This is a genomic window from Roseovarius sp. (assembly GCF_027019125.1).
Lineage (GTDB): Bacteria > Pseudomonadota > Alphaproteobacteria > Rhodobacterales > Rhodobacteraceae > Roseovarius.
In genome coordinates, this window is sequence record NZ_JALUXE010000030.1 from 165,954 (window position 1) to 186,875 (window position 20,922).

The 20,922-nt window shown below is 65.0% G+C and carries 20 protein-coding genes; 12 read left to right on the top strand and 8 right to left on the bottom strand.

Features of this window, described 5'->3' with window-relative positions:
- Positions 1 to 2: 2 nt before the first annotated feature.
- On the bottom strand, positions 3 to 2,135 hold the full coding sequence (locus MVC20_RS13055) for an ATP-binding protein (protein ID WP_297542038.1): 2,133 nt from the start codon (positions 2,133 to 2,135) through the stop codon (positions 3 to 5).
- Positions 2,136 to 2,140: 5 nt separating this feature from the next.
- Positions 2,141 to 2,536 (bottom strand): hypothetical protein, encoded by a 396-nt coding sequence (locus tag MVC20_RS13060; protein ID WP_297542040.1) that lies wholly within the window; start codon positions 2,534 to 2,536, stop codon positions 2,141 to 2,143.
- Between the two features lie 179 nt (positions 2,537 to 2,715).
- Here MVC20_RS13060 and MVC20_RS13065 point away from each other — a divergent pair, with 179 nt between their 5' ends.
- From MVC20_RS13065 to MVC20_RS13075, 3 genes are all read left to right on the top strand, one after another.
- Positions 2,716 to 3,519, top strand: a complete 804-nt coding sequence (locus MVC20_RS13065) for a prolyl oligopeptidase family serine peptidase (RefSeq protein ID WP_297542042.1) — start codon at positions 2,716 to 2,718, stop codon at positions 3,517 to 3,519.
- Between the two features lie 70 nt (positions 3,520 to 3,589).
- Positions 3,590 to 4,369, top strand: a complete 780-nt coding sequence (locus MVC20_RS13070; protein WP_297542044.1) for a methyltransferase domain-containing protein — start codon at positions 3,590 to 3,592, stop codon at positions 4,367 to 4,369.
- Positions 4,366 to 4,962 carry a GNAT family N-acetyltransferase gene (locus MVC20_RS13075; protein WP_297542046.1) on the top strand — a complete coding sequence of 199 codons (597 nt, stop codon included), beginning with the start codon at positions 4,366 to 4,368 and terminating at the stop codon, positions 4,960 to 4,962. Before MVC20_RS13070 ends, MVC20_RS13075 begins: the two co-directional genes overlap by 4 nt.
- Here MVC20_RS13075 and MVC20_RS13080 read toward each other — a convergent pair.
- The 5 genes from MVC20_RS13080 to MVC20_RS13100 are packed head-to-tail and all read right to left on the bottom strand — an operon-like array spanning position 4,944 to position 11,508.
- A complete protein-coding gene (locus tag MVC20_RS13080; RefSeq protein ID WP_297542048.1) occupies positions 4,944 to 5,741 on the bottom strand; it encodes a phytanoyl-CoA dioxygenase family protein in 798 nt (265 codons plus the stop codon). The genes MVC20_RS13075 and MVC20_RS13080 overlap by 19 nt on opposite strands.
- The gene (locus tag MVC20_RS13085; protein WP_297542050.1) at positions 5,734 to 7,113 is read right to left on the bottom strand and encodes an aminotransferase; all 1,380 of its coding nucleotides are present in this window, start codon (positions 7,111 to 7,113) and stop codon (positions 5,734 to 5,736) included. The genes MVC20_RS13080 and MVC20_RS13085 overlap by 8 nt, the downstream gene beginning before the upstream one ends.
- A 32-nt stretch (positions 7,114 to 7,145) precedes the next feature.
- Positions 7,146 to 8,318, bottom strand: a complete 1,173-nt coding sequence (locus MVC20_RS13090) for an aminomethyltransferase family protein (protein ID WP_297542052.1) — start codon at positions 8,316 to 8,318, stop codon at positions 7,146 to 7,148.
- Entirely contained in the window at positions 8,315 to 9,874 is a 1,560-nt protein-coding gene (locus tag MVC20_RS13095) for an NAD(P)/FAD-dependent oxidoreductase (protein WP_297542054.1), read from the bottom strand. Before MVC20_RS13095 ends, MVC20_RS13090 begins: the two co-directional genes overlap by 4 nt.
- Positions 9,871 to 11,508, bottom strand: coding sequence for an NAD(P)/FAD-dependent oxidoreductase (locus MVC20_RS13100; RefSeq protein ID WP_297542056.1), 1,638 nt, complete (start codon positions 11,506 to 11,508; stop codon positions 9,871 to 9,873). The genes MVC20_RS13095 and MVC20_RS13100 overlap by 4 nt, the downstream gene beginning before the upstream one ends.
- Positions 11,509 to 11,646: 138 nt before the next feature.
- Here MVC20_RS13100 and MVC20_RS13105 point away from each other — a divergent pair, with 138 nt between their 5' ends.
- Entirely contained in the window at positions 11,647 to 12,288 is a 642-nt protein-coding gene (locus MVC20_RS13105; protein WP_297542058.1) for a TetR family transcriptional regulator C-terminal domain-containing protein, read from the top strand.
- 10 nt (positions 12,289 to 12,298) lie between these two features.
- On the opposite strand, the gene MVC20_RS13110 is transcribed toward MVC20_RS13105, so the two are convergent.
- Positions 12,299 to 13,051, bottom strand: a complete 753-nt coding sequence (locus tag MVC20_RS13110; protein ID WP_297542060.1) for a cupin domain-containing protein — start codon at positions 13,049 to 13,051, stop codon at positions 12,299 to 12,301.
- Positions 13,052 to 13,317: 266 nt separating this feature from the next.
- Here MVC20_RS13110 and MVC20_RS13115 point away from each other — a divergent pair, with 266 nt between their 5' ends.
- The 8 genes from MVC20_RS13115 (at position 13,318) to MVC20_RS13150 (ending at position 20,889) form a co-directional block, all read left to right on the top strand.
- A complete protein-coding gene (locus MVC20_RS13115) occupies positions 13,318 to 14,442 on the top strand; it encodes an extracellular solute-binding protein (RefSeq protein WP_297542076.1) in 1,125 nt (374 codons plus the stop codon).
- Positions 14,443 to 14,513: 71 nt separating this feature from the next.
- Entirely contained in the window at positions 14,514 to 15,449 is a 936-nt protein-coding gene (locus MVC20_RS13120; RefSeq protein WP_297542078.1) for an ABC transporter permease, read from the top strand.
- Complete coding sequence (locus MVC20_RS13125; RefSeq protein ID WP_297542080.1) at positions 15,446 to 16,246, top strand: ABC transporter permease; 801 nt, start codon at positions 15,446 to 15,448, stop codon at positions 16,244 to 16,246. Before MVC20_RS13120 ends, MVC20_RS13125 begins: the two co-directional genes overlap by 4 nt.
- On the top strand, positions 16,243 to 17,346 hold the full coding sequence (locus MVC20_RS13130; RefSeq protein WP_297542082.1) for an ABC transporter ATP-binding protein: 1,104 nt from the start codon (positions 16,243 to 16,245) through the stop codon (positions 17,344 to 17,346). Before MVC20_RS13125 ends, MVC20_RS13130 begins: the two co-directional genes overlap by 4 nt.
- A 15-nt stretch (positions 17,347 to 17,361) precedes the next feature.
- A complete protein-coding gene (locus MVC20_RS13135; RefSeq protein ID WP_297542084.1) occupies positions 17,362 to 18,090 on the top strand; it encodes a TetR family transcriptional regulator C-terminal domain-containing protein in 729 nt (242 codons plus the stop codon).
- The gene (locus MVC20_RS13140; protein ID WP_297542086.1) at positions 18,087 to 20,174 is read left to right on the top strand and encodes an FAD-dependent oxidoreductase; all 2,088 of its coding nucleotides are present in this window, start codon (positions 18,087 to 18,089) and stop codon (positions 20,172 to 20,174) included. The genes MVC20_RS13135 and MVC20_RS13140 overlap by 4 nt, the downstream gene beginning before the upstream one ends.
- A complete protein-coding gene (locus tag MVC20_RS13145; protein WP_297542088.1) occupies positions 20,171 to 20,653 on the top strand; it encodes a hypothetical protein in 483 nt (160 codons plus the stop codon). The genes MVC20_RS13140 and MVC20_RS13145 overlap by 4 nt, the downstream gene beginning before the upstream one ends.
- Complete coding sequence (locus MVC20_RS13150) at positions 20,650 to 20,889, top strand: hypothetical protein (protein WP_297542090.1); 240 nt, start codon at positions 20,650 to 20,652, stop codon at positions 20,887 to 20,889. The genes MVC20_RS13145 and MVC20_RS13150 overlap by 4 nt, the downstream gene beginning before the upstream one ends.
- Positions 20,890 to 20,922: the final 33 nt, after the last annotated feature.

Consider the following 20,922-nt stretch of genomic DNA (forward strand, 5'->3'; position numbering starts at 1 on the left):
GTCTATTCGGCGGCGGGGCGGTGGGCGGCAAGGCGCGGCACCAGATCGCCCCCGTCCAGCAGGCGGGCGATATAGGCGACAAGATCCGCCTTGCGCAGCGGCTTGCCGAGGAAACCGTCCATGCCCGCCAGATGCGCCTCTTGCCGGTGTTGTTCCAGAACATTGGCGGTGACGGCGACCACATGCGCGGGCGGAAGATCGAGCGCGGCCTCTTGCGTGCGGATGAGGCCCGTGGCCTGATAGCCGTCCATCCCGGGCATGGAGACATCCATCAGCACCAGATCGGCCGCCTCTGCGCCGTAGAGGGCCACCGCCTCGGGGCCGCTGGCGGCAAGGCGGAGTTGCGCGCCGGAGCGGGCAAAGTAGCGTTCGAGCAAAAGGCGGTTGGTGGCGTTGTCATCGACCGCGAGGATACGCAGCCCCGCGGCCCAATCCTCGGCCTGGCGGGGGGGCGCGTGATCGATCGGGGCCGTGGTGAGGGTGCCGCTGAGGGCGGCGCGCGCGGCCTCGATCAAGAGCGCATGGCGCAGGGGTTTGCGCAGCACGTTGCGCAGCGCGCCGCCGGTGGGTGCCGCCCGGTCCGATAGCAGGATTTGCGGGATCGCGGCGGGCAGACCCTCTTCGGCCACGCGGTCATCGCGCAGGATGAGGGCGGGTGTTGTCGCAGGGGACATGTCCGCGATTGTGCTCCCCTCGATCACGCGGGTGCCAAGATGGGTGAGCAGAGAGGCAAGCCCGGCGCGGCGGTCGGCGCACGCGTCCAACAGCCAGATCACCGGCGCATCCTGACCGGGCAGCGCCAGAGGTGCTGCGCGCAGGCCCCGACCACTTGTCTCTTGCGGGATGAGCGGCAGGGTGATGTCGAACCGCGTGCCAGCGCCCTCGCGCGATTGCAGCGTCAGCGTGCCCCCCATCAACGTCACCAACTGGCGGCTGACCGCGAGGCCGAGACCGGTGCCGCCAAAACTGCGGGTGGCGGTGTTGTCCACCTGCTCGAAGGCGGTAAAGACCTTGTCCTGCTGATCCGCGGGAATGCCCACCCCGCTGTCATGAACCGTGATCACGATCTGACCCGGGCCCCCTGCGCTGACGCGCAGGGCGACATGCCCCTCCAGCGTGAATTTCACGGCATTGCCCGCGATATTCACGAGGATCTGGCGCAGGCGCCCGGCATCGCCCAGCAGGATTTCGGGCAGGTCGGGGGCGACATCGGCATAGAGCATCAGCCCCTTGCGCGCCGCCAGCGGTGCCAGAAGCTGCGTGACATCCTCGACCAGTTCGCGCAGGCGATAGGGCTCGGAGGCGAGCGTGAGCTTGCCCGCCTCGATCTTGGAGAAATCGAGGATGTCGTTGATGATGGTCAGAAGGGCGTCGCCCGAGCGGACCATGGTGCTGACGTAGCTCTCTTGCTCCGGGGTCAGGTCGGTTTCCGAGAGCATGTCGGCCATGCCGATGATGCCGTTCATCGGCGTGCGGATCTCATGGCTCATTTTTGCGAGGAAGTCGGATTTCGCCTCATTGGCGATCACCGCCACCTCGCGCGCCTCTTCCAGCCGGGTGATGAGGCGGCGCAGCGGGCGGCCCACGATGACGCGAAACGAGAGCCAGTTGCCAAGGGCGGCAATCAGGATGCCGCCCGCCAGCAGCAAGAGCAGGAAATCGCGCTGATAGCGTTTGACGGTGGCGATCTCGCGTTCGTCAAAGCGGGTCACAAGCTTGGTTATGGGCCAGGAAAACACCTCGTAGGGCAGCGAGAGCGCGGTATCGGCCCCCTGACAGCCCAGCCCCTCGGGCACCACCGCGAGCACGGCGCGGCTGGCCGGGTCCACCAGCTCCACGCAGCGGATCGCGGGATCGCCCAGCAGCGTCTGCATGAGGTCGGTCACATAGGGGCTGGTCCAATCGACCGCGCCATCGCTCTGGTCGCTGAACCGTTCCAGCGCGCCGCCCAACCGGGCGGTGGCATTGCCGATGCGCATGGCCATCGCCTCTTCGCTGCGCAACAGGTTCTTTTCGCTGAGCCACAAGAGGCCGGAGGCGGCGAAGAGCAAAAAGGTTGGCACCATCACTGCCGTCAGCTTGAGGTAAAGCCCCAGCGTCGGCGTGCGCAGCGCCGCCCCGTCGGTCGTGGTCATCGGGGTCACTCCAGCCGGGTGGCGCGGCCCGCGTCCATCAGCGCCTTGAGCGGGGTGCGGTTGTCGATCTCGGTCCGGATCACGCCATAGCGCCCGCCACTCTGCGAGATGTAGTAATCCACCGGCACCTCCCTGCCATCGGGGCCAAGGAGCGTGGCGCACATGACATATACCTCGTCCATCTTGAGGATGATCTCGTGATTCTCGGTCGGGTAGAATCTGGTCAGTTGCCCGGTGGTCAGATCGAGATGTGGCAGCGCACCATCGACCATGGCGCGGCTCAGGCTGCGCTGCAGTGCGGCCTGAAGCTGCGTGCGCACCTCGGTCAGGGATTGCGCCTGAGCATTGTTCCCAAGAGCAAGGCCGAGCATCAGCAGGGCAAAGAGGGTGGATCGTGTCATGTGCCATCTCCGTCTTGGGCGGTCGGAACAATCCAAACCCAAGAGCGTTAGCAAAGAGTTGATCCGCGCAAGGAATTTCGATCAAATCCGCGTTATTCGAGGCGGTATGACACGCGCTTGTGATCCCGACCCGTCACTGTTTCGCTTAGGTCGGTCCATGTCGAAGCAAGGAGAGTGCGATGCGAGTCTTGGCAATTTTTCTGACAACCGGGGTGCTTGCGGGGCCGGCGCTGGCCTGCGGGCCGGATAGCGATTGCATGCTGGGCGACCGGCATTACCGGATCGCTTTGCCGGAAAAGCAGGACGATGGCCCGGTGGGGGCGGTGGTCTTTGCCCATGGGTATCGCGGCTCTGCGGCGGCGGTGATGCAGAACCAGAACCTGCGCAAGGTCGTGTCCGACATGGGGCTGGCGCTGATCGCGCTCAAATCCGCCGATGATGACTGGGTGATTCCCTTTGCGCCGCGCCATGTGGACAGCGACGGATCGGTCGAATTCGACTATGTCGAGGCGGTGATCGAGGATGCCGCGCGCCGGTTTCCGATTGATCCCAAGCGCATGATGGCGGCGGGATTTTCCGCGGGCGGCATGATGGTCTGGAACCTTGCCTGCACCATGCCCGAGCGGTTCGCGGGCTTTGCCGCAATCGCCGGCACGTTCTGGATGAAGCCGCCCGAGACCTGCGCCACGCCTGTGGCAAGCCTCGTGCATATTCACGGCACGACCGATCCCACCGTGCCTCTGGCCGGCCGGTCAATTCTGGACACGCATCAGGGCGATGTCGCCGAGGCGCTTGAAATGTATCAGGAGCTTGGCGGGTTCAGCCCGAGCGGCGAGACGGAGTTCGAGGACCTCGAATGTCGGAACAGCCGCAATGCCAAGGGTGACGTGCTCGATTTCTGCCTGCACCCGGGCGGTCACAGCTTTCGCAGCAGTTATCTGCGCTTTGCCTGGGAGCGGTTGCAGGGAACGGGGCAACCCTGAGGCGGGGCTTGTCTGATGTCTCCCTTCGCGGAATACTTTGCTGGACGGACATTTCGCCGGGGGGGCTCGCATGTCGGACGATATTCTCTACGATCAAGGCCATATCGGCTTTCTTGAGGAGCTTTGGGGCGAGGGGTTTCTCTCGCCCGGCGGCCCCGAGGAAGTGGCGCGGGTGCTGGACGGGGTCGATCTGGCGGGGGCGCGGGTGCTCGATATTGGCTGTGGGTCAGGGGCGATTGCGTTATTGATGGTGCGCGATCATGGCGCGGCGCATGTGACGGGAATAGATGTGGAAGACCCGGTCTGCGCCGCCGCGCGCGCCCGCGCGGATGCGGCGGGGCTGGCGGGGCAGATCACCATCGACAAGGTCACGCCGGGGCCGTTTCCCTATGCGGATCAGAGCTTTGACGTGGTGTTTTCCAAGGATTCCATCATCCATATCCCCGACAAGGAAGCGCTGGCGGCCGAGGTGTTTCGGGTTCTCAAACCGGGTGGAGTCTTTGCCGCCTCGGATTGGTTGCGCGCGCATGACGGCGCGCCCTCGCCGGAGATGGCGCATTATATCGCCCTTGAGGCGCTTGATTTTGCCATGGCCTCGCCCGCGCGGTATCGCGCGGCGCTGACGGCGGCGGGGTTTGTCGATGTAGCGCTCCTTGACCGCAGCCCGTGGTATTCGCAGGTTGCGGCGGCGGAGCTGGAGGAGCTGTCCGGCCCGCGCCGCGCGACATGGGAGGCGCGGCATGGTGCGGAGTTTATCGCGCATCAGATCGAGACCTGGACAGCCATGGTTCCGGTTTTGCGCTCGGGCGAGCATTGTCCGCACCATATCCGGGGCCGGAAGCCGGGATGATCACGCCCATCGCACAACGGGCGCTGGTGCTCGATACCCCGCGTCTGCGCTTGCGGCCCTGGGCCGCAGAGGACGAGGACCTGTGTCTCGATCTGATGTGCGATTCCGAGGTGATGCGATTTGTGGGGCAGGCGCTGACCGAAGCGGAGGCGCGCGCGCATATGGCCAACGCGCTCCGGCGGGGTGCTGGCGGGCGATTGGGCATCTGGTGCGTTCTGGATCGTGCGAGCGGCGAAAAGATCGGCGATGGTGTGCTGACACCCGTTCCTATCGAGACAGACACCCCGGACTGGACGGCGCTGGTGCCCGATGCTTATCCCGAGGCAGAAATCGAGGTGGGATACATGCTCAAGCCCGGCGCGTGGGGGCAGGGCTTTGCCACGGAAATCTGTGACCGATTGCTGCGTTTTGCCTTTCAACAGACGGCCTTGGCGCAGGTTGTGGCCTGCACCGACCCCGACAATCATGCCTCGCAACGGGTGCTGCGCAAATGCGGGATGCGCGATTGCGGTCCGGCGCGCGCCTATGCCAGCGATGTGGCATGGTTCGAGATGACCCGCGCCGAGTGGCGTGCTCAGGCGTCGAACCAATAGCCGTCGGGGTCGCCGGGATAGACGCCCAGATTGCGCCCGTGGCCTTGATACCCCATCAACCGGCGCACGGCATCAGGGTATTGATCCGCCTTGGATTTCGGCACCGAGAGATACATGTTTTCTTCCTGCCGGAGCCAGCCCAGCGAATAGGTGGTGATCAGCCCCTTGCGCGGGGCGGAGGCGCGGTTGGCCCCGCCCGCATGCACCGTGGCGCCAAGGTAGAACAGCACCGAACCGCGCGGCATCACCGCCTGCGTGATCTGGTCCTCGGTGATGCTCTTGATCGGGCGCAGGTCCTGAGAGCCGGGAACAACCCGCGTCGCGCCATTCTCGGCGGTGAAATCGTCCAGCGCCCACATCGCGGAAATCTGGAATTCCACGCCGGGAATCCGGATCGGGTAGAAATCGTCGTCGCGGTGCAGCACCTGTGCCTTTTCCCCCGGCAGGATTTCGATCGCGGTGGATGACCCGATGCGATAGCTGATGCAATGGCGTTTGAGCACGCGGTCGGCCACCTCCATCACCAGCGGATGCGCAAGAATATCTGCTGCGGCCTCTGAAATCTTGAGGATGCTGCCCAGACGGCGCGTCTTGTAGCCGTTGAAATCATTGGCGAACTTGTGCCCTTGCTCGTCGAACGGGCCGCGCAGATCATCCGTGATGCGATCGAGCAGCGCGGAGCCTGCCACCGCTTCGACGACAACCCCGCCCTCGCCCAGCAGGGCCTTGGCGATCGTGCCCGGATCGGCATCCGCCTTCAGGCGCGCGACCTCAACCATTGTATTCGGCGCTGAGTTGGGTCAGCCCCGCCTCCATGATATCGAACATTTCATCGACCTCCTCTGTCGTGATGATCAGGGGCGGCGAGAACACCGCCATATTGCCATAAGGGCGCAACAAGAGGCCGCGCGCCTCGCAGGCGGCGTCCAGCTTGGCCCCGAATTGCAGGTGTCTGGCGTAGCTTTCGTCGCTGAGATCCGGGCGGCATTCGAGACAGCCCAAGAGACCCATGCCGCGCGCGTCGCCAACGATGTCGAACCGCTCGCCGATGCTGCGCAGCCGCGCCTGAAACTGTGGGGTGATGCGCCGGACATGGGCGAGAATATCCTCGCGCTCCATGATCTCGATATTCTTGAGCGCGGCGGCGCAGGCCACGGGATGTCCGCAGTAGGTATAGCCGTTGTAGAACACGTCATCGCCCTCGACATCGGCCAGCCGTTCCATCAGCCGGTCCGACAGGATGCAGGCCCCGAGCGGCACATAGCCAGAGGTCAGCCCCTTGGCGCAGGTGATGATGTCGGGGGTGACGCCAAAGACCTCTTCGGAGGCGAACCAATGGCCCAGCCTGCCAAAGCCGGTCACGACCTCGTCCGAGATATAGAGGATGTCGTGCTGGCGGCAGATTTCGGCGGTGCGTTGGTGATAGCCAGGGGGCGGCACGACGACGCCACCGGAACACAGGATCGGTTCGGCGATGAAGGCGCCGATGCGCTCGGGGCCAACGTCGGCGATCATCTGCTCGAACTCCGCGATCTTGGCCTCGCCCCAATCCGCCACGCTCATGCCTGCGGGGCGGCGGTAGGGGTTCACATCGGGCAGGAACCGCACCAGATCGTCGGCCTTGTCAAAGCGCGTCTTGAAGCGCTCTTTGCCAGTGACGGTCGCGGCCAGATAGGTCGAGCCGTGATAGGCCTTTTCGCGCGAGAGCACGATTTTCTTGTCCGGGCGGCCCAGCCGGTTGTTGAGGAATTGCACGACCCGGATGGCGGTATCGACAGCGGTCGAGCCGCCGGTGGTGAAATGCACGGTGTTGAGATCGCCGGGGGTCAATTCCGCCAGTTTGCGCGCCAGAAGCGCGGCGGGCTCGGTGGTGAAGGACCAGGGCGAGGCATAGGGCATCGACATGGCCTGTGCGGCAATCGCCTCGGCCATTTCGGCCCGGCCATAGCCGATCTGAACACACCACATCCCCCCCGGCCCGTCGATATGGCGCTTGCCGTTGCTGTCCCAGATATGGATGCCCTCGGCGGTGTTTACCCGCAGGAGATCCGTTTTGCGCCAGTCGCGGATGCCGGTCCAGGGGTGCAGGTTATGGGTGCGATCCCAGAGGGTCAGGTCGTCGGGGGCAGGCGTGTTGGATTGGGTGTTCATGGGTTTCTCCGTCTGAGTCATGTCTGGCTGGATCAGGTCTGGCCGGGCGGGGTGGCGCGGGCGCGGGGCGGTCGGAAGAACGCGGATCTGACCGGCGTCAGCCGCGCCATGCGGCGGTCCCATTTCCCTTCTTCCAGCGTGTAAATCTCGGCCCAGAGGTCGCTGGGGCGTCGTGCCGCAATGGGCATCTGCACATGGGCGAGGGCGATGTTGCGCTTGGCGGTGGGCGACCAGACACCCGAGGTGACATGCCCCGCCTCGCGCCGCCTGGCGTGATAGATCAGCGCGCCTTGGGCGGGTTTGAACCCCTCGACATCGAGCCGCATCAAGAGGCTGCGGGGCTTGGCCGCCAGGAGCGCGCGGCGGCCGTTGAAATGCCCCTTGGTGAAATCGACCATGGGGCCAAGCCCCAATTCAAGCGGCGTATGCGCGCGGTGCAGGCGCTCGGTGGCATGGGCGGGCTGGAAATCGACGCCAGCGACCATGAACCCCGCCTCGATCCGGGCGATGTTCACCGCCTCGTAGCCGATGGCGCGCAGGCCCAGGTTTTCGCCCGCGCGCCAGAGCCGATCCCAGAGGGGCAGGGCATCGCCCCATGCGGTCCAAAGCTCGTATCCGAGATCGCCGGTAAAGCCGGTGCGCGAGATCATGAGGCCCGGCTGCGCCTGCGCAAGCTCGAAAGGGCGCAGATGCCCCATGTCGAGCCCCGCCGCGCATAGCACCGCAAAAGCGGTCGGCCCTTGCAGCGCCAGCGCGGCCATCTCTCGGCTCTCGTCGTGGACGTCGGCGTCAAATCCCCATGCCGCCTCCAAGAGCCATGTCAGCATCGGTTCCTGACAGCAGAGGCGCCAATCGTCGGGTCCGAGGTGAAAGAGCGTGCCGTCGTCAATCACCATGCTCTCTTCGTCGCACCAGACCGCGTAGCCGACCCGGCCTGTCGCAATTCTGGTCACGTCGCGGGTGACAAGGCGGTTGAGCACGCGCGCCGCATCCGGCCCGGTGATGCGGTATTTGTGCAGCGGCGAGATATCGAAGAGCGCGGCCTGATTGCGCAGGGCGAAATATTCGAACTCCACCGAGTCGAGCATCGAGGGTGCCGCGTAGCCGGCCCAGCCATACCAGCCCCGCGCCCGGTTGAGCGCGGCAAGCCGGGGATGCACGGGCCCGTCGATGAGACCCAGCTTGGGATCGGTGGCGATGCTCATGGCGCGCCTCTGAGGGCCGCCAGCGCCGCATTGCGCCCCGCCAGCCCCATCAGATCGCCGCCGGGATGGGCGGAGGCCCCGCAGAGATACAGCCCCGATGGTCCCATTGCATAACGTCCCATGCCGATGGCGGGGCGCAGGGTGAGAAGCTGATCGAGGCTCATTTCCGCATGATGCCAATGCCCGCCCGGCGCGCCGGTCTCGGCCTCGATCCGGTCGGGCGGGATCACCTCGGCCCCGGTCACAAGCTGGGGCAGGCCGGGGGCATAGCGGGTGAGCGTTTTGAGGGTGGTCCGGAGCAAGGTATCGCGCGCGGCGTCATCCCAGCCCCCCGCCAGATCGACGGGCGCGTAGCTTACGATCAGCGACAGGGCATGGCCCCTGGCCCCGCGCTGGGCCGGGTCCGTCTGACCGGGCAAGAGCGCCTCGATCACCGGATTGGGCGACATCTCGCGGTATTTCGACGGGTTGAACGCGTCTTCGACGTAAGATGCGGAGGGTGCAATCACCATGCGGGCCGCGAGCAGCTCGTCGGGCAGGCCGGGGATCGCGGGCAGGGCGTCAAGCGTCAGGTTGATCTTGGCCACCGTGCCGCGCGCGCGGATATGGCGCAGGCGGCGGGTGGATTCGATGTCGAAATGGGCAAGCCCCGTCATTTCTGCGGTGATCCGCGCGCCGCTGCTGCTCAGGACGCGGGCGGTATGCAATGTCTCGCCCGTGTCGGTGATCACGCCTGTCACGCGGTCCTGATCGGTCAGGATGCGGGCCGCGCCGCGGCCCGTCTCGATCACCGCGCCCGCCCGCCCGGCCGCCCCGGCAAAGGCGTTGATCACCGCAGCCATGCCGCCCCTCGGCAGGCTTGCGCCGCCGCCATGCCCCATCCGGTAAAGAAGGCCAAAGACCGTGCCGGGTGCGCGCGGCCCCGCCGCAGCCCCGCGCACCGCATCCGCCGCCAAAAGGCCCGCAAGGGGGCCATCGGGCAGTTCGTCAAGGATGAGGTCATAGGCATTGGACAAGAGTATTTGCAGGAACCGCCGCATCTCGGGCTTGCCCAAGCGGCGCAGGCCAAGCCCCATGCGGCCCAGGCGCCATATTTCCTTGATCCGGTCCGGTGAGAGACGGGGTGCCGCGCCCCCCGGCGGGGCGGTTTCGGCCAGAGGGCGCAGAAGCGCGGCGTAGGTGGTCAGCCGCTCGAAGAGCGCGGCAAAGGCCGCCGCATCGGGATGGGCGCTGCCATCGGCAAGGCGCACTGTTGCGCCTTGCGTGATCACGTGCCGGCCATCCTCGGACAGTGCCACAGTGGGGAGCGCCACAGTCTCGAAGGGCCAGTCGCGGGTGCCCAGCCCCAGATCGCGGCGCACCGTTGGGCTGAGGTTATAGAGCAGATGCGCCATGCGTGGTGCGCCGCTGGCATCGGGGGCGGCCATGCCGCCCAGATGCGGCGCGCGTTCCAGCAGGCACACGGATTGCCCCGCCCGCGCCAGCACCCCGGCCGCCGCGAGGCCGTTCAGCCCGCCGCCGATCACGATGGCGTCAAAGGTGCGGGTGCTGCTCATGCCGCATAGCCCTTGCGCGGCGCGCGGGGCCATTCGCGCCGCAGGATGGCGCGGGCGGCGTTGGCCCCCGGTGCCGCCATCACCCCGCCGCCCGGATGGGCAGACGAGCCGCAGAGATAGAGCCCGCCGATGGGCGAGCCATAGCCGGGATAGCCGGGCACGGGACGGTTGAAGAAAAGCTGATCAAAGGTCAACTCGCCCTGAAAGATATTGCCCTCGGTCAGCCCGACCTCGGTTTCCAATTCCAGGGGCGAGCGGACCTCCATATGCTGGATGCGCTCGCGGATATCCGGGCAGGCGATGGCGATTTGATCGAGCACGGTCTCTGCCAGCGCCTGGCGCGCGGTATCCGTCCAGTTCTGGCCGCTGCGCTGGCCGTTGGCCGCCAGATCATAGGGCGCGTATTGCACAAAGACCGTCATCATATGGCTGCCCGGCGGGGCCATGGTCGGGTCGATCTGACTGGGGATCAGCATGTCGATATAGGGGCGTGCCGACCAGCGCCCGGATTTCCAGTCGTCATAGGCGCGCTCCAACTCCCACAGGCTTTGCGAGACATGCAGATCGCCGCGCAGAAAGCTGGCATGCGCGGGCGCGGCGGGAAAGGCGGGCAGGCGGTCGAGCGCGATGTTGAGCTTGGCGGACGAGCCGCGAATCTTGAACCGCTCTACCGCGCGGGTGAACTCCTCGGGCAGGGCGGCGCGGTCGACATGGTTCAGAAAGGTGCGTTTCACATCCATGTTCGAGGCCACGACCGGCGCGTGATATTCGGTGCCATCCTCCAGCGCGACGCCAGTCACGCGCCCCTCCTTGACGAGGATTTGCGCAACACCTGCGCCAGTGCGGACAGTGCCGCCCGCCGCCGCGAATGCCGCGCCGAGCGCGTTGGAAATCGCCCCCATGCCGCCGCGCGCAAAGCCCCATGCCCCGATGCCGCCGTCGATATCGCCCATGTAGTGATGCAAGAGCACATAGGCCGTGCCCGGCGAATAGACGCCGAGTCCCGTGCCGATGATGCCTGAGCCTGCCAGATGCGCCTTGATCAGATCGCTTTCGAAATGCTCGTCCAGAAGATCGCCGATTGACATGGTCCAGAAGCGCAGAGTTTCGGCAAGCTCCTTGCGCCCCAGCCCATGCGCCTGTCTCACAATATGGGCCATCTCGCCCAGATCGCGGGGGCGCAGCGACGCGGGATCGGGCGCGTCGCGCAAGAGGAAGGGGCGGATGAACCGGCATTGCCGCAGGATCATCTGCGCGTAACGCGGATAAGCATCGGCATCGCGGGGCGAGTGGCGCGCCATTTCGCGGTGCAGGGCGTGATGATCCGAATAATAGGCGAAATAGTCGCCGTCGGGCGTAAAGCTGGCCCCGCCCTCGTAGGGGATCACCTGGAGGCCATATTTCGGCAGGTCGAGGTCGCGCACAATCTCGCGCCGCAAGAGCGAGCAGACATAAGAGCAGTTGGAATAGGTCCAGCCCGGATGCAAGGACCGGCTGACCGCCGCGCCGCCGATCCAGTCGTTCTTTTCCACCACCAGCACCTGACGGCCAGCGCGCGCGAGATAGGCGGCGGCGGTCAGGCCGTTATGGCCCGCGCCGATGATGATGGCGTCAAATGAGGATTGGGACCGCATGGTGTTGCTCCTGTGCTCATCCTAGCCAAGTCGAAATTCGCCGTAAAGTTTTTTTGAGCGCTCAAATAAATTTTTATGGGCTGACGCGCTGCGCGACCTGTGGCATGGATGAGGGAACCGTTAGGAAAAGGGCCGGACGTGGGCGGGGCAACGACCAGAAAACCGCGAAAAGAGCGCAAGGAGAATGCCGAACGCCGCCGCAGGCAGCTCTTGGATGCGGCGCGGCGGTCGATCCTGACGCATGGTCTGGCGCGCACCACGCTGGCCACCGTTGCCGATGAGGCGGGGCTGTCGCAGGGCGTGGCGGTGTTTTATTTCACCTCCAAGAGCGGGCTGCTGACGGAAACGCTGCGCGACCTTTACGAAGGCTATGAAAGCCTGTGGATGCGGGCGCTGGAGGGGGCGGGCGAGGCGCCGCTGGACCGGCTGATGGCCCTTCTTGCGGCGGATTTCAGCGCCGAGGCATGTGGCCCCGATGTCTTGCCGCTCTGGTTCGCGTTCTGGGGCGAATTGCGGTTCACGGGGCATTACGCCGAGGTTGCGGCAGAGTTCGACGCGCGGCGCCATGCGGCGCTGTCAGGCATCTGGGCGGCGCTCTTGCCCGAGGCGCGCCCCACGGAGGCAGAGCAATTGGCCGAGTGGATGGAATCCCTGACCGATGGGTATTGGCAGCGCCTGCATCTGGCTCCGGGCAGCTATGACCGTGCGCGCGCGCTTGAGGCGAGCAAGGTGTGCCTGTCGCGGTTGGTGCCGGACCTGCTGCGCGCGCCCACACCCTGACGCGGCGCGATCAGCCCTCGGGGCGGGCCGCGGGATCGAGGGCTGCGTAGAATTTGCGCAGATATTTGGGCACTTGCCAGATGCAGGACGTGCCTGCCGGGATAAAGAACACGTCGCCCGCCGTGAAATGGTGCCGGGTGCCGTCCGCTTCGGTCATATACAGCTCGCCCTCCAGAACCTGTGCCATTTCGTGATAGGGGAAGGGTTCCAATTCGGTATTCAGCACCTGGGTATCCCACAGGCCGATGTCGAAATTGCCCAGATCGCTGCTGAAGAGGATGCGGTCGCGTTGCGGCGTGCTGGTGTCCTCCATCAGTTCGGCATCGGTCAGCGTCATCTCGGGCGAGAGCACGACCAGGCCGCCCTCTGCCGTCAGGTCTTGTGGCGCTGCGGCGCGGGGATCGTTGTAGGTCATGAAGAATTTGCGGACAGGGTCCTCTTGCTGCCAGCTGACCGGGATGCCGTTGCGGATGGCGGCACATTGACCCGCCCGCGCCCCCATGCCCGCGCCTGAGGCGTCGCGCAGGTTGAACGCGCCCTCCAGCAGGACGATAAACTCGTCCCCCGGAAAGGGGCCGAAAGCCTCTTGCATCGGGGTCGAGTGCCAGACGCCGACGGTCAGGCCCAGGTCGGCATTGGCAAAATAGACATGCAGGGCCTGCGCCCCGGGCGGGGTGTCGAATTCTGCCGGGTCGATGGACACGGGTGTCAGCCCCGCAGGCCCGTTCGGGTTCAGGCGGATGATCCCGATAGTGTCGCGCATGTCGTGCCTCCTTTGACCTGTGTGTGCGCCCAAGCTGCGCGATCCCTGATCATCCCTAAACCGGCGATAGGCCCCGCCGCAGCGGGGGCCAGCAAAGTCCTTGACTCAATTCCCCTAGGGCTGAGATGATTGAATGACCATTCAATGACATGCCCGCGCGACGGAAAATGTCAACTGTCCTGAGCTGTGGCGCATGAACCATAATGATTGCGTGACGGGGCCCACCGGCCAGGTGGACCCTCGCCAACAGGGGAGACTGGGACCACATGGACATTCTCGACCAACTGGGTGCGGTGCGTGAAGGCAAGCTGAGCCGACGGAAATTTACCAAGGGCTTGCTCGCGGCGGGGGTGGCGCTGACCACCGCGCCACTGCCTGCGCGCCGTGCCCTCGCCGCCGGGGGCGATCAGGCCACCTATTTCACATGGGGTGGCTATGACATCCCCGAGCTTTTCGGCCCCTATCAGGAAAAGAACGGCGCGTTGCCGAATTTCGCCATTTTCGGCGGCTCGGAAGAGGCGCTGACCAAGATGCGCGGCGGTTTTGTCGTCGATGTCTCGCACCCCTGCAACCAGGCGATGCCGCGCTGGGTGCAGACGGGGCTATTTCAGCCGATCGACACTGCGCGCGTGGCCAACTGGGGCGATGTGATCCCGGAACTGGTCGATCTGCCCGGCAATGACGCCGAGGCGGGCAAGGTCTGGATGGCGCCGTTCGATTGGGGGCAGACCTCTGTCACGTATCGCACCGACCTTGTGGAGCTGGAGGGCGAGGAAAGCTGGGACATCCTGTGGGACCCGCGCTATTCCGGGCGGCTGGGGTCGCTGGCCTCGGGTGGCGATGCCTGGTGGTGCGGGGCGATCAAGGCGGGGGTGGATTTCGCTAATATCGACACGCCCGAAGCCTTTGACAAGATCGCCGCCGTGATGCGGGAACAGCGCCCGCTGATCCGGCTATATACCGACGACACGACCACGCTGGAACAGGCGCTCTCGGCGGGGGAAATGGTGGCCTCGATGACCTGGAACAGCTCTGCGGTGCTGTTGCAGACCGAAGGTGTTCCCGTGAAGTTCGCCAAGCCCAAGGAAGGCGTGCTGACTTGGGTTTGCGGCGTGATGATCCACAAGGACGCGCCCAATCTCGACCGTGCCTATGACGTGATCGACTCGTTGCTCAGCGTCGAGACCGGGCATTTCATGATCAACGACTGGGGCTATGGCCATTCCAACAGCAAGGCCTTCGACAAGTTCGACGACGCGACGCTGGCCGGGCTTGGCCTGAGCAAGAATCCGGTCGAGATCCTGCAGGCGGGGCATTTCCAGCAGCCGCAAACGCAGGAATGGGAAACCAGGATGAATGAGCTCTTCGAGCAGATCAAGGCCGGGTTCTGACCCTGCCCGCACCACCCGCCCGCCCCGGCGGGCGGGCCGATTGATCCAGCCTCTGGGGAGTGCGCGCAGGAATGGCCGAGACCTCTTTGCCGAAACGCCGGACAACGGAGGGGCCGCCGCGCGCCTCTGGCTCTGCCTTTCTGCGCCTTTTGCGCCGCAGCGAGAGTGCGCGCGCCTATGTGATGATGTCGCCCACGCTTCTCATCATGACCCTGGGCATCGTGGTGCCCTTTGTCATCCTGCTGGTGATCAGCCTCTGGACGCGGGCGGGTTTTGGCTTTGACACCACCCCCACGCTCGCCAATTACGCCCGAAGCTGGAACGAGCCGATTTATGGCACGCTTTTGCTGCGATCCTTCTGGATTTCCGGGGTGGCCACGGCGATTACGGTGCTCTTGTGCTATCCGATGGCCTATTACGTGGCCTTCCATGTCCACAGAAACAAGATGATGTGGATCATCCTGATGACCCTGCCATTCTGGACCAGCTATCTCTTGCGGGTCTTCGCGTGGAAGGTGATCCTCGGGTATGAGGGCGTGATCAATTCCGGGCTGATGTCGGCGGGGCTGATCGAGGCGCCGCTCAGTTTCCTGCTCTATAGCCCGACGGCGGTGATCATCACGCTGGCGCATGCCTGGGCCGCCTTTGCCATTCTGCCGCTCTATGTGTCGCTGGAAAAGATCGACCGCTCGCTTCTGGAGGCCGCGACCGATTTGGGCGACGGGCCCGTGGCACGGTTTTTCCGCGTGACCCTGCCCCTGTCGATGCCGGGGGTGATCGCGGCCTCGTTCCTGATCTTTATCCCGACCACGGGCGATTACATCACGCCCGCGCTCTTGGGCGGGCCGGATGGGGCGATGATCGGCAATCTCATTCAGTTGCAATTCGGCGCGGTCAACAACTGGCCGATGGGGGCCACGCTGTCGATTGTCCTGATGCTGTGGATCGCGGCGCTGGCGCTGGTTTTCCTGCTTGTCACGCGCAAGGTGCAGGGGCGGATCACATGAGCAGCTATATCAAGCGTCCGAACCGCGCGTTGCAGGTCTACGCTGTGCTGTTCCTGATCGTGCTCTATGTGCCGGTGCTTTTCATCCCGCTGTTCAGTTTCAACGATTCCATCTATGTGCGCTTTCCGCTTCAGGGCTTTACCCTGCAATGGTACGGCGAGTTGTGGACCCGCGAGCCGGTTTGGAACGCGCTCTGGAACAGCGTCAAGGTGGGGCTGGTGGTTTCTGTCATCTCGACGGTGCTGGGGGTGATGGCGGCGCGCGCAATCACCCGCACCCGGATGCGGGGCAAGGGGGCGCTTGTGACCTTTATCATGATGCCGCTGGTCATTCCGGGCATCATCTTTGGCGTGGCGCTCCTGGTGCTGCTCAGCCGGATGGGTGTGCCGCTTTCGCTTTATACGGTCGGGCTTGGGCATCTCATCATCTGTCTGCCCTTTGCCGTCGCCACGCTCTTGCCGCGCTTTGAGGGGTTCGATCCCTCGATGGAAGAAGCCTCGGCCGACCTGGGCGAAAATGGCTGGTGGACGTTCTGGCGCGTGACCTTTCCGATGGTCATGCCGGGGATCGTGGCGAGCCTGCTGCTGACCTTCACCATCTCGTTTGACGAATTCATCATGGCGTTTTTCCTGACAGGCACCGATCCGACGCTGCCCATGTATATCTGGGGGCAATTGCGCTTTCCCAAGGAGTTCCCCTCGGTATTGGCCATGGCGGCGCTGATCCTCTTCGTGTCATTCGCTCTTGTCTTTCTGGCGCAATGGGTTGGGCGCAAAGGGTTGGAGGATCAGGCATGACACCGTCGGACCGCTTCATCTCGATCCGCAATGTCAGCAAATCCTTTGGTGCCTTTACCGCCATCGAGGAGATCTCGATGGACATCGGGCAGGGTGAGTTCTTTTCCCTGCTCGGCGCGTCTGGCTGTGGCAAGACCACGCTTCTGCGGATGCTGGCGGGGTTCGAATCCCCCACCAAGGGCGAGATTTTCATCGACGATCAGCCAATGTCGGACGTGCCGCCGCATCACCGCCCGGTCAATATGGTGTTCCAGAGCTATGCGATTTTTCCGCATCTCAACGTGGGGGACAATATCGCCTATGGCCTGCGCAAGCATAAGCTGGCCGCCGCCCGCCGCGCCGAGATGGTCGAAGAGATGCTCGATCTGATCAAGCTGCCGGGCTATGGCAACCGCAAGGCCAATGAGCTGTCGGGAGGACAGCGCCAGCGCATCGCCCTGGCGCGCGCCCTTATCCTGCGGCCCAAGGTGCTGTTGCTCGACGAACCCTTGGGGGCGCTCGACAAACAGCTACGGGAGCAGATGCAGCTGGAATTGCGCGCGCTGCAACGGCAGGTCGGCATCACCTTTGTCTTTGTCACCCACGATCAGGAAGAGGCGCTGACCCTCTCGGACCGGATCGCGGTCATGTCCGGGGGCAAGGTGTTGCAGGTGGATACGCCGGCGGGTCTCTACGAGACCCCGAGAACGCGCGCCGTGGCCAGCTTTATCGGGACGATGAATTTCTTTCGCGGCACCGTGCGGCGCAATGGTGCCGCCATGGCCGCCATCGAGGCCGAGGGGCTGGGCACCATTCCCATGACCACGGCACAGCTGACCAAACCCGACGGGGCCCCGGTGCAAATCGCCCTGAGACCCGAGAAATTCAGCCTCTCGGCCAAGAGGCCGGAGGCGGGGCTTGCCGTCGAGGGACGCCTGTGCACATCCGCCTATATGGGCGAACGCAGCCAATATTACCTCAGCATTCCCGGCAAGGCCGAGCCGGTCGCGGTCTCTGCCCCCAACACCCATCGGCTGATGGGGGGCCATGATCTGTCCGAGGGTGAGGCACTCTGGCTCTCATGGTCGCCCGAGTCCATTGTCATGCTCGATACCGATTGATCAAAGGAGAGGGGTATGCCTTGCCAGACGGCCAGCCCCGACGCACCGATGCAAGAGACCGCACCGCCCGCCTCAGACACCGGCAAGCCCCGCCGCACCGAGCCCAGAACCGTCCGGCGCAGGCAATTGATCGAGGCCACCATCGACTCTATCGCCCAATACGGCATCGCGGGCACCACGATGTCGACGGTCACGGACATTGCCGGACTGTCGCTTGGACTCGCCAACTTTCATTTCCAGAGCAAGCAGAACCTGCTGGAGGAAACGCTCAAGTTTCTGGCGCGCGAGCACCGTGATCATTGGCGGCGCGCCTATGGGAATGCAGGGCTGAGCGCGCGGAACAAATTGATGGCGATCGTCGACTCGCATTTCGACCCCAAGATCTGCACGCCTCGGAAGCTGGCGGTCTGGTATGCATTCTTTGGCGAGGGCGGGCGGCGCACGGTTTATCGCGCGCTGGTCGATGCGCTCGACAATGAACGCTTTGCTCTCTCGAAACGCCTGTGCAGTGACATCGCGCGCGAGGGTGGCTATTCTGGCCCGACGGTCGATACCATCGCGCATACGCTTGAGGGGCTTTATGACGGGCTATGGCTCAATATCCTGATGTATCCCGACACGTTTGATCGCGACGCGGCGCGCGTCAAGGTGTTGGCCTATCTGGCCATGGCCTATCCTTTGCATTTCGAGATGCCACAGGCGGCGCGCGCCGAGCCTGCGCGCCGTGCGGGGAAGCTTGGATGACTTGTGACCCAAGTCACGATATTCTGTTCGAGCCGGTGCGCATCGGCCCTGTCACAGCACCCAACCGTTTCTATCAGGTGCCGCATTGCACCGGAATGGGCTGGATGCGCCCGCGCATGCTGGCCGCCATGCGGGGCGTCAAGGCCGAGGGTGGCTGGGGCGTGGTCTGCACCGAATACAATTCCATCCATCCGACCTCGGATGACCTGCCACACCCGTCGGCCTCGCTCTGGGACGAGAGCGACCTGCGCGCCCATGCGCTGATGACCGAGGCGGTGCATGAACATGGGTCACTGGCCGGGGCAGAGCTTTGGTATGGGGGGGCGCGCACGCCCAACATGATGACGCGGCTGCCGCCGATGGATCTGGGGTCGGTGCCCAATCTTGCGGGGCATCCCTATCAGACCCGCGCCATGGACAAATCCGACATCCGCCAATTCCGCCACTGGCACAAGCGCGCCGCCCTGCGTGCCCGCGATGCAGGTTTTGACATCGTTTATGTCTATGCCACGCATGGCTATCTGATCTCGAATTTTCTCAATCCGCGCATCAACACGCGGGGCGATGAATACGGCGGCAGTCTGGAGAACCGGGTGCGGCTGGTGCGCGAGGTGATCGCCGAGACCAAGGATGCGGTCGGCGACCGTTGTGCCGTGGCGGTTCGGTTCGCGGCGGATGAAGAGGTGAACCGCGACGGGCATCCCGTCTGGGGCGAGCGGCGCGAGATGTTCGCAATGCTGGCCGAATTGCCCGATCTCTGGGATATCAACATCGCCGATTATTCGCTGGAAATGGGTGTGTCGCGCTTCGTCAAGGAGGGCGCGCTGGAGCCTTACATGACATGGGTGAAATCGGTCACGACCAAGCCGGTTGTCACCGTCGGCCGCTTTACCTCGGCCGATACGATGGCCGCTCAGGTGCGGCGCGGCATCGTGGATTTCATTGGGGCCGCGCGCCCGTCGATTGCCGACCCGTTTCTGCCGCGCAAGATCGCCGAGGGCAGGCTCGGGGCCATCCGGGAATGTATCGGCTGCAACGTCTGTTATTCCGGCGACAGCCTGGGCGTGCCGATCCGCTGCACGCAAAACCCGACCATGGGCGAAGAGTGGCGGCGCGGCTGGCATCCCGAACGCATCGCGCCACGGTCGCGCGACGCGCATGTGCTCGTCGTCGGGGCCGGACCGGCGGGGCTGGAGGCGGCGCGCGCCCTGGGGGCACGCGGCTATCGCGTGACGCTGGCCGAGGCCACGCGCGAATTGGGCGGGCGCGTTCTGCGCGAGGCCGCCTTGCCGGGCTTGCGCGAATATATCCGGGTGGGCGACTACCGCGAGCAGGCCCTGCGCGACATGCCCAATGTCGGGATTTTCCGCGAAAGCCGCCTGACGGCGCAGGATGTTCTGGACGTGGGTGCCGATCACGTGGCCATCGCCACCGGCGCGCATTGGCGCAAGGACGTCTTTGATGGCGAGGTGTTCTATCCCGTGGCCAAGGGCGCGGCTGAGGCGTGTATCCTGACGCCCGACGATATCATGGCGGGCCGCCTGCCCGATGGGCCGACCGTGGTTTATGACGGCGATGGCTATTACATGGGCGGCGTCGTGGCCGAGCGTCTGCGCGCGGCGGGGCTCGACGTGACCTTGGCCACCCCCGATGACAGCCTGTCGCGCTGGGCGGGCCATACCGCCGAACGCTGGCGGGTGCGCCGCCACCTGCAAGGCCTTGGTGTCCGGTTCGAACCTGCGCGCAAAATTGCGGGGTTTGACGGGCGCGCGGTCGTCCTGCCTTGCGCCTATGGCGGGGCAGAGTTGATGCTGCCTGCGACCCATCTCGTGATGGTCAGCGCGCGGCGTCCCGAGGATGGGCTATACCAAGATCTGCGCGCCTTGGCCGGTCCGCTGCCCTTTAGCCTCACGCGCATCGGTGATTGCGAGGCCCCGGCGATCATCGCGGCGGCGGTTCATGCCGGGCACCGCTATGCGCAGGAACTGGACGCTCCGGTTGATCCGGACCTGCCGATGAAACACGACCGGATCGACGTGGGCGCGCCCGTCGGTGCCGCAGAGACAAGAGGAGAGCCGACATGAGCCAGCCGGACCAGACCTATCTCGCCAAACTCTTGCTCTATTACGAGGAAGAGATCGAGGGGGAGGCCTATTTCCAAGGCCTCGCTCGCCGCTTTCCCGACCCTGCGCAGCACAAGCGCCTGACGCTCTTGGCCGAGGTCGAACGCCACGCGGCGGCGGGTGTTGCCCCGCTTATCGCGCAGTATGCCCTGTCGCCCCGGTCGGTCGAGAGCCTGACCGCAAGCGGTCACGAACAGGCGCGCCGTGCGCCGGGGACATGGGCGGGGCTTCTGGATGAGATGAACCGCACTTACCCCGCCTATCTTGCGGCCTTCGAGGCGCTCGAGGCGATGGGGCCCGAGGCGGATCAGCCGCGCCTGCGGTTCCTGACCGGGCATGAGGTGGCCGCACTCGAGTATCTGGCCCTTGAAAATGCCGGCGACGCGCAGTCCTACGCGCCGCTGGAGCGTTACCTTGCCTCAGCGCCCGTGCCGGCATGACGGCACGCTTTCTGCTCGCGGTCCTGCTCTGCGCGGCCTCTGTCGGGGCCGCCCAAGAGGCGTCTGTTGCGCCAAAAGTGGACTGCGACACCTGTCAGGCCCGGCACCGCGGGCTGCAATCGCTTCAGGCGGCGCGGGCTGGGGCCGGGCAGCAAGAGCAGGCGGTGGCAGGTCAGCCGCCGCAGGGCCAACCCGCGCCAACGGGGTCGCAGAGTAAAGACCAGGCCAAGGAGTGACAGGCGAGACACGGTAAACTTGACTCTTTCAGT

Bases quoted from the DNA above. Each gene is read 5' to 3' on its own strand.
- MVC20_RS13090 (WP_297542052.1), bottom strand. From the start codon at position 8,318: ATGAGCATCGCCACCGATCCCAAGCTGGGTCTCATCGACGGGCCCGTG.
- MVC20_RS13130 (WP_297542082.1), top strand. From the start codon at position 16,243: ATGACACCGTCGGACCGCTTCATCTCGATCCGCAATGTCAGCAAATCC.
- MVC20_RS13145 (WP_297542088.1), top strand. From the start codon at position 20,171: ATGAGCCAGCCGGACCAGACCTATCTCGCCAAACTCTTGCTCTATTAC.
- MVC20_RS13135 (WP_297542084.1), top strand. From the start codon at position 17,362: ATGCCTTGCCAGACGGCCAGCCCCGACGCACCGATGCAAGAGACCGCA.
- MVC20_RS13070 (WP_297542044.1), top strand. From the start codon at position 3,590: ATGTCGGACGATATTCTCTACGATCAAGGCCATATCGGCTTTCTTGAG.
- MVC20_RS13065 (WP_297542042.1), top strand. From the start codon at position 2,716: ATGCGAGTCTTGGCAATTTTTCTGACAACCGGGGTGCTTGCGGGGCCG.
- MVC20_RS13120 (WP_297542078.1), top strand. From the start codon at position 14,514: ATGGCCGAGACCTCTTTGCCGAAACGCCGGACAACGGAGGGGCCGCCG.
- MVC20_RS13140 (WP_297542086.1), top strand. From the start codon at position 18,087: ATGACTTGTGACCCAAGTCACGATATTCTGTTCGAGCCGGTGCGCATC.
- MVC20_RS13150 (WP_297542090.1), top strand. From the start codon at position 20,650: ATGACGGCACGCTTTCTGCTCGCGGTCCTGCTCTGCGCGGCCTCTGTC.
- MVC20_RS13110 (WP_297542060.1), bottom strand. From the start codon at position 13,051: ATGCGCGACACTATCGGGATCATCCGCCTGAACCCGAACGGGCCTGCG.
- MVC20_RS13085 (WP_297542050.1), bottom strand. From the start codon at position 7,113: ATGAACACCCAATCCAACACGCCTGCCCCCGACGACCTGACCCTCTGG.
- MVC20_RS13125 (WP_297542080.1), top strand. From the start codon at position 15,446: ATGAGCAGCTATATCAAGCGTCCGAACCGCGCGTTGCAGGTCTACGCT.
- MVC20_RS13075 (WP_297542046.1), top strand. From the start codon at position 4,366: ATGATCACGCCCATCGCACAACGGGCGCTGGTGCTCGATACCCCGCGT.
- MVC20_RS13100 (WP_297542056.1), bottom strand. From the start codon at position 11,508: ATGCGGTCCCAATCCTCATTTGACGCCATCATCATCGGCGCGGGCCAT.
- MVC20_RS13060 (WP_297542040.1), bottom strand. From the start codon at position 2,536: ATGACACGATCCACCCTCTTTGCCCTGCTGATGCTCGGCCTTGCTCTT.
- MVC20_RS13080 (WP_297542048.1), bottom strand. From the start codon at position 5,741: ATGGTTGAGGTCGCGCGCCTGAAGGCGGATGCCGATCCGGGCACGATC.
- MVC20_RS13115 (WP_297542076.1), top strand. From the start codon at position 13,318: ATGGACATTCTCGACCAACTGGGTGCGGTGCGTGAAGGCAAGCTGAGC.
- MVC20_RS13095 (WP_297542054.1), bottom strand. From the start codon at position 9,874: ATGAGCAGCACCCGCACCTTTGACGCCATCGTGATCGGCGGCGGGCTG.
- MVC20_RS13055 (WP_297542038.1), bottom strand. From the start codon at position 2,135: ATGACCACGACCGACGGGGCGGCGCTGCGCACGCCGACGCTGGGGCTT.